The following is a 13019-nucleotide window of genomic DNA, read 5'->3' as shown; positions in this document are numbered from 1 at the left end:
GTCCGGAAGGGCTCACCGGAAGGATGGACGCCGGGCGGGCCCCTTCTGGGGCGAACCCATCCGCACGGGGGGCGACGCATGTGTCGATCCCGACGCACTCGGAACGACCCCGACGGACCCGGCCGGCCGGGCGACGCTCGAAGCGTTTTTGGGGGCCTGCTTCGGGGCAGCCAATGCCGTACGCGTGTTGGTCGTGGTGCGGGGAGGGGGCATGTCGGACGAGGCGACGGGGACCGGCGACGCGGGCGCAGGCATGGGGGGATTGAGAAGGGAAAGGAGCTTTCCGAGCGACGCGCTCAGCGCGAGCACGATCGCGGCCGCCGCGAAATGCCGCACCATCGCGCGCCGCGGCTTGACCACGTGCGTCCCGGTCAACCCGCCGGCCGACGACGCGAGCACCGTTCCTTCGGTTGGAACCATCATCGGCATCCCCGCGCGTGTCCAGGGTGGGGGCGTGAGGGTGATGTCGATGGTGTGCGTGGGCTCCGGGGTTCCCCTCTCCGGCTCCGCGCGCGCGGGCGTGTATCTCGTGTCGGCCTTCGGCACTGCGACGGTCGACATCGACGCCATTTTCGTCGCCGTGGCGTACACCCGCTCGATGCGCGCGACGAGCGACGCCGGCGGGTCTGGCTCGGCGCGCGCGAGCGGCGCGAGCGCTCGCGCCAGGGCCACCACGTCCGGGTAGCGCAGCGCGCGGTCCTTCTCCAGGCAGCGCAGGATCACCGCGTCGAGAGGGGCTTTCAGGTCCTTGCGCAGCGCGGACGGCGGAGGCGGCTTCTTGTTCGCGATCTGCGCGAGGATCTCCAGCACATTGCTCCCCGCGAAAGGACATTCCCCCGTGACGAGCTGAAAGAGGATGACCCCCATCGCCCAGATGTCGCTGCGCCCATCGATGTCGTGCGCGCCGTTGATCTGCTCGGGCGACATGTACAGAGGCGAGCCCACGATCGCGCCGGTGGTCGTGCGTGCGCTGCCCTCGCCCTCGTCGTGGAGCAGCTTCGATACGCCGAAATCGAGCACCTTGACGCAGGGCGAGCCATCGTGGGCCTGGGTCAGGAAGAGGTTGTCGGGCTTGAGGTCGCGATGCACCATGCCGCGCGCGTGGGCCTCGGCGAGCGCCTCGCACGCGTGCAGCGCGTAGACGGCCGCCTCCTCCGCGGGCAGCGGGCCGCGCTGCGCGAGCCGCGAAAGGAGCGTGTGCCCTTCGAGGTACTCCATGACCATGAAGGGCGCCTCGTTTGGCAGGCGTCCGACGTCGTAGACCCGCGCCACGTGCGTGCTGCGCAGCTCGGAGAGGGCCCGCGCCTCGCGCAGGAAGCGCTCGACGCAGAGAGGCGAGCCGACCCCGTGGAGCAGCATCACCTTGATGGCGCGGCGCGTGCGTAGCGTCAGGTGCGTCGCCGCGACGACCAGGCCCATCCCGCCGGAGCCGAGGACGCGATCGACGCGGTATTTGTCGGCGATCACGTCCCCGATTGCGACCGGCAAACTCATGGCGCGCTCGCCCCCCTGCGTCGACGCTCCGCCTTGGCCGATTTCGCCCCGTCCGGCCCCACCCGCCGACGCAAAATCCGGATTCAGTATGGCATGGCCTCCCGATTCTTCAAAAGCGGGCCCGCAAAACGCGTCGCCATCGACCAGGACAGAGCCACGCCCCCCGAAGCGCGCCGTGCACGCGCGCTCGCCCCGTGCGCTCGCTTCAGCGCCGGAGCGGCCGCTGCGCCCCGCGTGCCGCCGCGAGCGCTTCCCGCAGCGACCGCATCACCGCCGCGCCTGCGAGGTCCGCGCCGCTCTGCACGAGCTCCCTCGCCAGCGTCGACCGCACGCCCGTCACCATCGGCCGCGCGCCGAGCAGCCGCACGGCGCTGATCAGGCGCACGAGCAGCGAGAGCCCCTCGCCCTCCGTCGCCGTCGCGCCCGTCAGATCAAACACGACCACCTGCGCGCCGCGCTCCATCATGCCGGGCAGGAGCCGCCGTTCGAGCTCTGCGCACCGCGCCTCGGTCAAGGCCGCGACGATCGGCACCGCGACCACCCCTTCGGCCACGTCGAGCAGCGGCGCCGAGAGCTCCAGGATTTCGCGCTGCTGCGCCTCGATCAGGGCCTCGCGCTCCCGCCGCTCCGTCACGTCCACCTGGTGCACGACGATCGCGTGCTTCCCGGTGACCGGATCACTCGTCCGACGCGCCTCCACGGCGTGCCAGCGCGGCCCCTCGTTCGTCAACGCGACGAGCTCCTCGTCGAGCACCTCCAGGGTCTCGGCGACCTTCAGGATCCGCGCCACCACGCCTGCGTCCTCGAACCAGGCCGATGGCGTGCTCGACCCGCCGAAGGCGCTCTCGGCGGCTGGGTTCATCACGAGCACGGCGCCTTGGGTGGAGAGGAGCGCGACCATCGCGGAGACGTGCCGCAGGGCCTCGTGGCTCCGCAGGATCTTCGGGTCTTGCTCCTCGGTCCGCACGTGGCCTTCGATGAGCATGGCGAAGCGCCCGTCGTCGAGCTCGACGGCGGACATGAAGCACCGCAGGTGCAAGGGCTCGCCGCGTGGATAGAACGTGAAGGCGTGCTCGATGTGCGCGTCGTGTCCCTCGCGGAGCCGGCGGAGGAAACCCTCGTTGCGCGTACGTGTCGCCGTGGAGGCGTCCGAGTAGTCCCGCGAGAGGAATTCGTCGAGGCTCGGCGAGCGCCAGATCGTCAGCGCGGCGGCGTTCCCCCAGGCCATGCGGGCCCGCTCCACGTCGAAGACCCAGACCGGCAGGCAGAGCCGCTCCAGGCCACGCAGGCGCTCCGCGAGGGCGAACTGAGGCATACGTCCCTGGCGGTATACCTCCGATCGGGGTGGGGTGTGGAGACCCTTGAGACCAGGCCTGCGCGGCGCGTGGTGACCGGTTGGCTACGTCACGCGAACACGTCGCGGCTGGTCTTCGCTCCCAGGACGTTCTCGACCCACCGATCGAGGGTATCGGTGTCCATGCAGGCCTCGATGCGAGCGCGATCGTCCTCCGCGAGCGAGATCCCTGCCCGCGCGAGGAGCCGGAGCAGGGCGTCGCGTTTGCCCGCGAGCATGCCCTTGAGCTCACCTCGGAGCTCGCCCTCGTGCATGCCGCGGTCGAAGATCTGCTGTGCGAACGGGGGGAACGTGGCCTTTCCTTCGCTCTGCCCCTTCTGCGCCCGCACGACCCCGACGTACACCGGCCATGCGTACTTCTTGCGCGCGTCCTTGTCGCGCTGGACTTCGAGCACGATCGCGAACACCAGCGCGCCGTGCTCATCGCGCAGCTCGAGCACGAGATCCGCGCGGAACTCCACGGGCACGAGCTGATCGAGGGCGGTCTCGACCACCGTGACCGTGGCGTAAGGCGGCAGGTCCATGCGGAAGAGCAGCTCGACGAGGTGCGGCGCGAGGGCCGGGTTCTCGCGGAACATGTCGACGAGACCGTTGTGCTCGAGCGTCGGCATCGAGCCACCCTAGCGCGGGCGTCGCTCCGCGGGCAAACCTGTGGGCTCCGCCATTGGCTGGGCGAGATCCGACCGCCCGCAGATTCCGAGGCCATGCAGGGAGGGCCTTCGCTGCTGGAGATCCTGTGCAAACGCGGACCCCGGGGGCGTCACGACCCTTCCGGATGGTCCGAGCCTCCGCGGACACCTCGCCAAAGACCCCCCGAACCATGTGGAGACGCCGTTGGCGCCTCGCCAAGACCACCGCGGACGCTCCGACCCGCCTTTGGCGCCTCGTCAAAGACCCCCCGGACCACGTCGCCCCGCCCTTGGCGCCTCGCCAAGGACAACCCGGAACGCGTCGCCCCGCTCTTGGCGCCTCGCCAAGGACAACCCGGAACGCTCGGATCCGCCGTTGACGCCTCGCCAAGGCCCCCCCGGACCGCTCGGACCCGCCGTTGACGCCTCGCCAAAGACCCTCCGGGCCGCGCGGCCCCGCCGTTGACGCCTCGCCAAAGACCTCCGGACCGGTCCGATCCCTCGTCGGCGCCTCGCCAAAGCCCACCCGGCCCACGCCGACCGCTCTTCGACGCTCCGCCGACCCTCGGCAGCCCCCGTCAGGGCCCTCTGCGCTCGCTTCACGGGGTTATGATGCTGCCCCCCGTGTGTTTCGACCGCCAGACCACCGCGACCTGATCCTGGCACCAGGTAGGGTTGACGCCGTGCAGGTTTTCGTAGTCGGTGGCGGAAAACGTGACCGTGGCGGTATACCGGCGCGCGACGCCGCCGCTGTTCGTGTAGTTCGAGCGGAAGCGAGCCCCCTCGCCGAAATCATAGAGGGTCACGCTGCCAGCGAACACGTTCGTCCCGGACTCGTTCGTGTGCTGCACGTAGACCAACGCTTCGATGCGGTTGTCGTCGCAGCTCCCCGCGTTGGGGATGGCCTGCGACGCGCAGAACGCCATCGCGCGCTCGTGGCCCATCGAGGTCGACACGGGAGGCGAGCTCCCATTGGCCTCGGGCGAGCTCACGAGGGTGGCGCCATTCGAAACCTGGAAGGCATTCCCGGTGATCTGCGAATAGGAGTCTTTGAAGCCGCTCTGGAATGACGACAGGCTGAAGCCGGACAAGCCCGTCTCGTCGGTGTAGGTCCCCGATCCTCCCCAGCCCCAGCAGTTCGGGCCCGCGCTCGTGAGGGGGTCGTTCGTGAGAGATTGGACCTCGGGCATCACGAACATCGGCGCGAGCTTGCGCGGCACCGCGGGCACCGTGCCGGTCCGGGCGACGACCTCCGCGTGGTGCTCCACGAGCCGCGTCGGAGCGGGCGTGCCTTCCGGCGCGAGCGCGAGGAAGACCTCGAGCGCGGAGGCCTTCTGATCCTCGAGCAGCGACGTGAGATCCACATTCCCGACCTCGAAGAACGCGACGCCGTCGCCCTCGTCGACGAAGACCACTTTCCCGCCGGACAGCTCGAGCGTCGCAATCGTCGTGTCCACGGGGGCGCTCTCGGGCGCCGCGCCCGGCATCGCGATGCCGTCCTCGACCTCCGTCGTCGAATCAACGACGCAGCCCGGGAGCGCGCAGGTAAGGAGGGCGAACGCGGGCACAGCAAAGGTCTTCTTCCTCATGACCTCATCACTCTTTCTCGCGGGCGGATGTCGCTCGCGACCCTCCATCGCGTCGGGGGGGACGAAGCCTCATCGCAAAGGCGATGCCAGCGGCGCGTGGGGGCCCATGCGGCCTTCTCCGCGGATCGGCGGCGCGTGCTCTCTCTCGATGACACGGCGCCGTGACAGGTGTCATTCCCGCGTGACGCCCGCTGTCACGGTTGCGTGACGTCCCGTCGATTCCTTACGGTTCGCCTTCGTCGCCGCCCGTCGGCGTCTGCGCTGAAATCCACTGCCGCACGCACGCGAGCTCGTCCGGCGTCAGCGTCGGCTTTCCGATCGGCATTGGCGATCCGCAGCTCGGCAGCGGCAACAACTTCTCGTAAAGCAGGCTCGACTCCGGGTCCACCGGGTCCACCAGGATCCCCGGGCAATCACGCCCCATCTTGTCGACGAGCCGCGAGACCACGCCCGGCGCGAGCAAATCGAGACCCGCCGCCGCCTCGGCGCCCTCATGGCAAATCGACCCGCCGCAGCTCTTCGGAAAGAACTCCGTCACGATGTCCGGGCACGTGAAGGCGCCGCCGTCGAGGAAACGGTCGGGGTCTTCGAGGCGCCCCGGGCAACCCGCGGCGAGCAGCGTGAGCGCGAGCGGCAAGAGCGCGGCGGCGAGCGCGCGCCGGAGGGCACGTGGGTCACGGGGCATAGTCGATCCCAAGCTTCCCTCCGCCGAATTGATCGAGCGCCCCGCCGGCCACGTACGCGTCGCCCGGCACAGGCACGAACGTCGAGAAAAACCGCGTGTACCCGAACGAGAGCGAGACCTCCGCCCCCTTCGCGAAGGCGAATGCGAGGCCGAGGTCCGCGTCGATCCCGCCGATCGTCGCATCACGGAACCGCTCGTAGAGCGCGCCGCCCGCGAGGGGCTCCAGGTACTCGAACGCCGCCAGCAGCGTGAACCGCGTCGCGAGCGGGATCCGCCCGTCGAGGCCGACGCGGACGAGCCTGTAGCTCACCGTCGGGATCTCCGCCGCGAGCGGCCCTGTCTCCTGGAACGAGAAACCAAGCCAGCCATACCCCACGAGCGGCGCGACCACCGGCGCGCGCTCGCCGCGCCCGAGCCGGAGCGGCACCCGGAGGCCCACGTTGCCGCGATCCCAGCTCGTCTGGATGTCGTTCCCCTCGGTCACGGAGGACGTGAGGTACGGCGCGAACGTGTACTCCCCGGTGATCCCCACGTCCGCGAGCACCGGCACGCCCGTCCACCGCAAGGGCTTGAGTTCGCCGCCGAGGGAGAGCATCGGCACCCCGACGATGTCGTAGGGCCGGAGGTTCGTGGCGACCTTCAGCGGGTCCGAGTACACGAACCAGCGCGCCGCGACCTCCACGCCGAAGCGCAAGTTGCCCCCGACCGGCGAGGGGGAAGCGGAAGCGGGCTCGTCCGCGGAAGCGGCCGCGCAAGCGGTGGCGGCCGCGATCGCGACGAGCATCCCGGCGGCGCGACGATTTCCCCTGGAGGGCACGGCCCGCAGGGTAGCGATCTCTCCTTCGCCGTCGAGTCGAAGCACGCGTACGGCATCAGGAAAAGGTCGACGGCCGGCCGACCTTCTTTTACGCTCGGAGGACCGCGGCCTAGCCCCCGTGGTTCCTTCCTCATGATTCACGCTGTGCGCTTGCCCTGGCTTCTCGGTGGCGCCCTCGCCTTTGGTGCGGCGGCGTCCCTCGCGGCTTGTTCGGGTCACATCGGCGATCCGCCGGGTGAAGGTACCGAGGAGGCACCTGCCTTCCAGTGCGTCGGCACGATCCCCGGCAAATCGCCCATCCGGCGCATGACCCGGTTCGAGTACAACAACACCGTCCGTGACCTGCTCGGGGACGACACCCAGCCCGCTTCGAGCTTCGTGCCCGAAGAAGAGGCCATGGGCTTCGACAACCAGGCCACGGCCCTCGGCGTCACGCAGATCCTCGCCGAGCAGTACATGGTCGCGGCCGAGCAGATCGCCGCCCGCGCCGTGTCGGATCTCGGCGCCCTGCTCCCCTGTGATCCCGCGACGGCCGGCGAGCAGGCGTGCGCCACCACCTTCATTCAATCCTTCGGCCGCCGCGCGTATCGCCGGCCCCTCACGGACGACGAGGTCGCGCGCCTCCAGGACGTTTTCTCGTGGGGCCGCGGCGAGGAGGGTTTTTCCAGCGGGATCGAGCTCGTCCTCCAGGTGATGCTCCAGTCCCCGCACTTCCTCTACCGCGTCGAGTTCGGCATGCCCGACCCCGTCGAGGCCGACGTCGTGCCCCTCTCGCCCCACGAGATCGCCTCGCGCCTCTCGTACATGCTCTGGGGCTCCATGCCGGACGAGGCCCTCTTCGCCGCCGCGGAAGAGGGGCGCCTCGGCACGAAGGACGAGGTCGCGAGCGAAGCGCGCCGCATGCTCGAGGATCCGCGGGCGCGTGAGGCCGTGGCGAACTTCAACGCCCAGTGGCTCGGCCTCTCCCACCTCGACAACATCAAAAAAGACAGCTCCACGTACCCCAAGTTCTACGAGGGCATCCGCCCGCTCTGGCGGGCCGAGACCCTCGCCTTCCTCGAAGACGTCATCTTCGAGGGGGAGGGCGACATCGGCAGCGTCTTCACCGCCAACTACTCGATGCTGAACGCCGAGCTCGCCTCGTTCTACGGCGTGGAAGGCGGCCCCGCGACGCAGAGCTTCGAGCGCGTGGAGCTCGATTCCACGAAGAGCTCCGGCATCCTCACGCACGCGAGTGTCCTCGCCGCGACGGGCAAGCCGAACCAGACCTCGCCCGTGCATCGCGGCAAGTTCGTCCGCGAGCGCCTCCTCTGCCAGATTCTCCCCCCGCCGCCGAACAACGCCGCCTTCAACGCGCCCGACATCCGGCCCGACGCCACCACGCGCGAGCGCTTCGCCGAGCACTCGGAGAACCCGGCTTGCGCGGGCTGCCACGTGAAGATGGATCCCGTCGGCTTCGGCTTCGAGCACTACGACGGCATCGGCCTCTACCGCGACACCGACCAGGGTTTGCCCATCGACGACTCCGGCGAGCTCGTCGACACCCGCGGCATCGACGGCCCCTTCGAGGGCGTCGTCGAGCTCGGCCAGCGCCTCGCGCAGAGCGAGGAGGCGCGCCAGTGTGTCGCCACGCAGTGGTTCCGCTTCGCCTACGGCAGAGTCGAAGGCGAGGACGACCGTTGCTCGATGAGCGAGATCCAGAAGGCCTTCGAGGCGAGCGGCTTCAACGTCAAGGAGCTGCTCGTCTCCCTCACCCAGACCGACGCGTTCCGGTACCGCCGGGCCGTCGTGACGCAGGCACCATGAAACAGAGGACCCTGAGCCGTCGCACGCTCCTTCGCGGCCTCGGCGGCGTGGCCGTTGGCCTGCCGTTCCTCGGGGCCATGGCCGACTCGGCCCGCGCCACCGCCTTCCCGAAGCGTTTTGTCGTCTTCTTCACGGGCCTCGGCACGGTCCGGCCCGCCTGGATCCCCACGGGCACCGAGACCGACTTCACCTTCGGGCCCATCCTCGCCCCGCTCGAGCCCTTCAAGAAGAAGACGCTCGTCCTCGAAGGCGTCGACTACGAGTCCGCCTACCATGGCCCCGGCGACCCGCACCAGCAGGGCATCGGCCACGCGCTCACGGGCACCGAGCTCCAGGAGGGCTCGCTCTTTCCGTACGCGTGCAACCCCGGCAAGATGGTCGGCTGGGCCGGCGGCATCTCGCTCGATCAGTTCCTCGCGGACAAGCTCGGCCAGACCACGCGTTTCCCCTCGCTCGAGTTCGGCGTGCAGGTCCAGTACGCCAACGTCTCGGCCCGCATCTCCTACCGCGGCCCCGGACAACCCGTCCCGCCCGAGGACGACCCGTACCAGGCGTACACGCGTATCTTCTCGGACCTCGGCACCGACCCCGAGGCCCTCGCGCGCCTGCGGGCGCAGAGGAAGACCGTGCTCGACGCCGTGACCGGCGACTACAATCGCCTGTCCACGCGCCTCGGCGCGAGTGATCGCATGAAGGTGGACGCGCACCTCGAAGCGGTCCGCGAGATCGAAAAGCGCCTCGACGCGCCCGGCGTCATCGGCGGCTCTTGCAACCCGCCCGTCCTCGGCGCGCCCGTCGAGCCCCTCGAGAACGACAACTACCCGGAGATCGCCAAGACCCAGCTCGACCTGCTCGCGATGTCGCTCATCTGCGACCTCACGCGGGTCGCGAGCATCCAGTGGACCACAGTCCAGACGGGCAAGGTCTTCTCGTGGCTCGGTCAGGACGAACCGCACCACACGCTCTCGCACTCGAGCGACTCCGACACGAAACGCCAGCAGGCGCTCATCGACATCGGCCACTGGCACGCCCAGCAGCTCGCCTACCTCTGCCAGAAGCTCGACAGCGTCCCCGAGGGAGACGGCACGGTGCTCGACAACACCGTCATCCTCTGGTGCAGCGACATCGCGCAGGGCAACACCCACGCGCGCCGCGACGTCCCGCTCCTCGTCCTCGGCGGCGCGGGCGGCGCGCTGCGCACCGGCCGACACCTCAAGTACGCCGGGGCGTACCACAACGATCTTCTGATCGCGATCTCCCACGCGATGGGCGTGCCCGTCACGACGTTCGGCAATCCGCTCTATTGCAATGGGCCGCTTTCGGGCCTGCTCGTGTAGCCATTCTTCACGCGGCCGCGCCGCGCTCCACGTCCCTTCGAATCTCGTCCACGCGCCGCGCCGCGAGGAGCCCGCGGACGAGCATGACCACCACGATCACCTTCGCGAAGAGCCCTGCGATCCCCCTGGCGGACAGGAACTCCAGGAAAAACTGGGCCGGCAGCGCCACGTAGACGAGGGTCTGCGTGACGAGCCAGAGCGCGAGCGCCACCGCGAACGCCGCGATCGGTGATCGCCGGGACCCGACAGCGCAGGCGATGAGCAGCAGGCCGAGGAGCCCGTTCGTCAGCAGCGGGGCCGCGTCCCCCAGCGAATCGACCGGCGCCAATCCGGGGTCGCTCACGAGCAGGTAATAGATGAGCAGCGCGAACACGACGTAGAGCGCTCCGAGGACGATCATCGCCGTCGCCGCCCGGCGCACGCTCTGCTTCGCCTCGCCGTACTCCGTGTGCGCGTGCTCCAGCCGCGCTTCGAGGTCGTCGCGCAGCGCACGCGACACGGGCGTCTTGCAGGCGGGGCACGCCGCGTCCCGAAACGCGATGTCGGCTCCACATGGGCACGGCACGCTCACCTGGATCACGGCGCGCAGCCTCGCACGGCGCGGCGGCGCACGGAAGTACGTCGCATCCGACCCCGCGCCGACCGTTCTCCGTCCTCCCCGCACCTTCCCTTTGCATCCGGCCGCATCTTTTGGCATCCATCCCCCATGCTCCCGCGCGCCCGCCCCTCCGCACCCCTGCGCTCCGTGGGCTCGGGTCGCGCGCGGTTCGTGGCCTTTGCCCTCGCCGGCCTCGCGGCCCTCGCCGCCCTCGGCTGCAAGCGCCCTGGCGCGGCCGCGCAGGCGGACGGCGGCGTCCCCGACGACGCGGCCGCCCCGCCCCCCGTGGTGCAGGGCGAGAACTCCCACCCCGATCCCCCGCCGCCGCCGGACAAACCGCTCCTCGGCATCACGGCGTTCGTCACGACCGTCTACGCCGAGCCGCGCGACACCGCGAAGAAGCTCGGCTACCTGCGCGTCGGCGCCAAGGTCGCCCGCTCGGACGAGCCTGTCGGAAAGGCCGGTTGTCCGGGGGGCTGGTACGAGATTTACCCCAAGGGCTTCGTCTGCGCCGGGGACGACGCGACGACCGACCTCGAAAGCCCCATCCTCAAAGCGGCGGCCAAGCGCCCGGACCTCAAGGCGGCGCTGCCGTATCGATATGCATTCGTCCGCGCCGTGCTCCCGCTCTACGTCAAGGTCCCCACGGCCAAGCAGCAGTTCGACTCCGAGTTCAAGCTCCAGGAGCACCTCGACTGGTACAAGCAGAACGAGGCCACGGTGAACCAGGTCGTCCTCGGCGCGCCCGACGTGCCGATCGACGATCGCGGCGTGCCCGTCCCTGGCAAGCATCTCGGCGAGATGGGCCTCGGGAAGAACTCGCAGGAGCTCGCGCTCGGCCAGCTCCTCGGCGGTGAGACCGACGCGGATCCCATTCCTTTCTGGCTCGAAGGCGGCAAACGCCTCGTCCCCAACATCAGCGATTTCAAGGTCCCGGATTTCGCGGTCTTCGCCGACCGCGCGCGCCGCCACACGGGCCTCTCGCTCATCGGCTCGTTCCCCACGGGCGAGGACAACCTCAATCGCCGCTTCGCGGTCACCACGGATCTACGCCTCGCGCCGAATACCAAGATCAAGCCCGACCTCGGCTCGCCGTGGCACGGGCTGGAGCTCACGGATGAGTTCTCGCTCCCGCTCGCGTTCGTCCGCACGCAGGGCGCCAAGGCGTACCGCATCTCCAAGGGCAAGGCCACGCCCGAAGGCGACGTCGAATTCCGCAGTGCCCACGCGCTCGCCGGCACGATGAAGACCGTCGAGGGCGTCAAGTATTACCGCACGAAGGACAAGCGCTGGCTCAGCCAGCTCGACGTCGGCCTCGCCGTCCCGCCCGCCTCGTTCCCGGAGGACGCCGAGAAGGGCAAGAAATGGATCGAGATCTCCATCACGAACCAGACCTTCGTGATGTGGGAGGGCAAGCGCCCCATTTACGCGACGCTCGTCTCCACGGGCAAAGCCGGCCTCGACGATCCCAAGAAGACCACGGCCACCGTGCGCGGCGTCTTCAAGATTCGCAACAAGCACATCACGGCCACCATGGACTCGAACGAGGGATCGAGCGTGGGCGGCGCGAAAATCACGACCGTCGCGGCCTCGCATTCGCCCGACGGCGGCGGCAAGCCCGCGGCGCCGAAGGCCGGTGACAAGAACGCAAAGCCGGGCGGAAAGCCCGATCCCAAGGCGCCGAAGGGCGGCAAACCCGCGGCCAAGCCGGCCGCCCCGAAGCCTGGCGCGGCGAAGGCCAAGCCGGCCCCCGCGGCCGGGGGCGCGGAGAAGATCCCGACGAGGGGCGACGGCGAATATGGCGTCACGCGGCGCCGCGGCGAGGGCACGTTCCAGCTCCGCGACGTCCCGTACATCCAGTATTTCGAGAGCGGATACGCATTGCACACCGCGTACTGGCATGACGTCTTCGGCACGCCGCGCAGCCACGGCTGCGTCAACCTCTCGCCCGTGGACGCGCATCGCGTGTTCCTCTGGACCGACCCGCCCGTCCCGGAGAACTGGCATGCGGTGAACGCGGGGGAGGATTTCGGGGAGGGGACCACGGTGATCATTCATGAGTGAGCCGGCCCAGGGCGTCGCGTCGGGCGGGCCTTATCTCTTTTACGGCGATCTCAATTGCCCCTTTTGCCACGCGCAGAACGAGCGGCTCCTGGAGCTCGGCGCGGAGCGCAAGGTCGAATGGCGCGGCGTCCGCCACATGCCGCACCTGCCCATCCCCGCGAAGAACACGACGCCCGAGCGCGAGGAGCTCCAGCGCGAGGTCCTCTCCGTGCGGCAACGCGAGCCCGCCGTCAGCATCAGCATCCCGCCGGCGCGGCCGAATACCGAGCGGGCGACGCTCTTCGTCGCGGCCGCGCGCCGGCACGATCCGGCCCGCGCGGAAGCCCTGAAGACGCTCCTCTACCGCGCCTTGTGGGTTCATGCGCGGGACATCTCCGATTCGTGCGTGCTCGACGAGCTCCGCCGTGTCGCGGGTCTGCCCGAGCTCATCGTGGGGGAGGCCGATAAAAAGACCCTGGAGAGCTGGCAAAAAGAATGGGAGCAGGGGCCGTTCGAGCGGCGAATTCCCGTGATCGTCTCTCCGCGCGGGGCTCGCCTGCTCGGGATGGGCGAGCGAGGCCGCGTCGAAGTGTTCCTGCGATCCGGTCTGCTCAACGCGGACGGCGCTGGCCACTGCGATTGATCACGGCTCGCCTTTCGCATGGAA

Annotated in this window: 11 protein-coding genes; 4 read left to right on the top strand and 7 right to left on the bottom strand. The window is 69.6% G+C overall.

Annotated features, from left to right (window positions below; translation table 11 throughout):
• Positions 1-12: 12 nt before the first annotated feature.
• From POL67_RS40010 to POL67_RS39985, 6 genes are all read right to left on the bottom strand, one after another.
• A complete protein-coding gene (locus POL67_RS40010) occupies positions 13-1494 on the bottom strand; it encodes a serine/threonine-protein kinase (protein ID WP_271926106.1) in 1482 nt (493 codons plus the stop codon).
• 205 nt (positions 1495-1699) lie between these two features.
• A complete protein-coding gene (locus POL67_RS40005; RefSeq protein ID WP_271926104.1) occupies positions 1700-2809 on the bottom strand; it encodes a PAS domain-containing protein in 1110 nt (369 codons plus the stop codon).
• 89 nt (positions 2810-2898) lie between these two features.
• Positions 2899-3459 (bottom strand): hypothetical protein, encoded by a 561-nt coding sequence (locus tag POL67_RS40000; RefSeq protein WP_271926102.1) that lies wholly within the window; start codon positions 3457-3459, stop codon positions 2899-2901.
• A gap of 617 nt (positions 3460-4076) precedes the next feature.
• Positions 4077-5066, bottom strand: a complete 990-nt coding sequence (locus POL67_RS39995) for a hypothetical protein (protein WP_271926099.1) — start codon at positions 5064-5066, stop codon at positions 4077-4079.
• Between the two features lie 223 nt (positions 5067-5289).
• Entirely contained in the window at positions 5290-5751 is a 462-nt protein-coding gene (locus tag POL67_RS39990; RefSeq protein ID WP_271926097.1) for a hypothetical protein, read from the bottom strand.
• Positions 5741-6568 carry a hypothetical protein gene (locus tag POL67_RS39985; RefSeq protein ID WP_271926095.1) on the bottom strand — a complete coding sequence of 276 codons (828 nt, stop codon included), beginning with the start codon at positions 6566-6568 and terminating at the stop codon, positions 5741-5743. Before POL67_RS39985 ends, POL67_RS39990 begins: the two co-directional genes overlap by 11 nt.
• 132 nt (positions 6569-6700) lie before the next feature.
• Between POL67_RS39985 and POL67_RS39980 the strand changes: the two genes are divergently transcribed.
• Entirely contained in the window at positions 6701-8374 is a 1674-nt protein-coding gene (locus tag POL67_RS39980; protein ID WP_271926093.1) for a DUF1592 domain-containing protein, read from the top strand.
• Positions 8371-9711 (top strand): DUF1552 domain-containing protein, encoded by a 1341-nt coding sequence (locus POL67_RS39975; RefSeq protein WP_271926091.1) that lies wholly within the window; start codon positions 8371-8373, stop codon positions 9709-9711. The genes POL67_RS39980 and POL67_RS39975 overlap by 4 nt, the downstream gene beginning before the upstream one ends.
• A gap of 7 nt (positions 9712-9718) precedes the next feature.
• Here POL67_RS39975 and POL67_RS39970 read toward each other — a convergent pair whose 3' ends face one another.
• The gene (locus tag POL67_RS39970) at positions 9719-10291 is read right to left on the bottom strand and encodes a hypothetical protein (RefSeq protein WP_271926089.1); all 573 of its coding nucleotides are present in this window, start codon (positions 10289-10291) and stop codon (positions 9719-9721) included.
• A 126-nt stretch (positions 10292-10417) separates the two neighbouring features.
• On the opposite strand from POL67_RS39970, the gene POL67_RS39965 reads away from it, so the two are divergent.
• Together POL67_RS39965 and POL67_RS39960 are read left to right on the top strand one after the other, a co-directional pair.
• Entirely contained in the window at positions 10418-12373 is a 1956-nt protein-coding gene (locus POL67_RS39965; RefSeq protein ID WP_271926088.1) for a L,D-transpeptidase, read from the top strand.
• The gene (locus POL67_RS39960) at positions 12366-12995 is read left to right on the top strand and encodes a DsbA family oxidoreductase (RefSeq protein WP_271926086.1); all 630 of its coding nucleotides are present in this window, start codon (positions 12366-12368) and stop codon (positions 12993-12995) included. The genes POL67_RS39965 and POL67_RS39960 overlap by 8 nt, the downstream gene beginning before the upstream one ends.
• The last annotated feature ends 24 nt before the right edge of the window (positions 12996-13019 follow it).

Source organism: Polyangium mundeleinium (genome assembly GCF_028369105.1).
In the GTDB taxonomy this organism is placed as follows: domain Bacteria; phylum Myxococcota_A; class Polyangia; order Polyangiales; family Polyangiaceae; genus Polyangium; species Polyangium mundeleinium.
The sequence above is the reverse complement of the archived record's forward strand: the minus strand, read 5'-3'. Positions and strand labels throughout refer to the sequence as shown.

Coding starts and splice junctions, on each gene's coding strand:
- POL67_RS40010 (WP_271926106.1), bottom strand. CDS start 1,494: ATGAGTTTGCCGGTCGCAATCGGGGACGTGATCGCCGACAAATACCGC.
- POL67_RS40005 (WP_271926104.1), bottom strand. CDS start 2,809: ATGCCTCAGTTCGCCCTCGCGGAGCGCCTGCGTGGCCTGGAGCGGCTC.
- POL67_RS40000 (WP_271926102.1), bottom strand. CDS start 3,459: ATGCCGACGCTCGAGCACAACGGTCTCGTCGACATGTTCCGCGAGAAC.
- POL67_RS39995 (WP_271926099.1), bottom strand. CDS start 5,066: ATGAGGAAGAAGACCTTTGCTGTGCCCGCGTTCGCCCTCCTTACCTGC.
- POL67_RS39990 (WP_271926097.1), bottom strand. CDS start 5,751: ATGCCCCGTGACCCACGTGCCCTCCGGCGCGCGCTCGCCGCCGCGCTC.
- POL67_RS39980 (WP_271926093.1), top strand. CDS start 6,701: ATGATTCACGCTGTGCGCTTGCCCTGGCTTCTCGGTGGCGCCCTCGCC.
- POL67_RS39975 (WP_271926091.1), top strand. CDS start 8,371: ATGAAACAGAGGACCCTGAGCCGTCGCACGCTCCTTCGCGGCCTCGGC.
- POL67_RS39965 (WP_271926088.1), top strand. CDS start 10,418: ATGCTCCCGCGCGCCCGCCCCTCCGCACCCCTGCGCTCCGTGGGCTCG.
- POL67_RS39960 (WP_271926086.1), top strand. CDS start 12,366: ATGAGTGAGCCGGCCCAGGGCGTCGCGTCGGGCGGGCCTTATCTCTTT.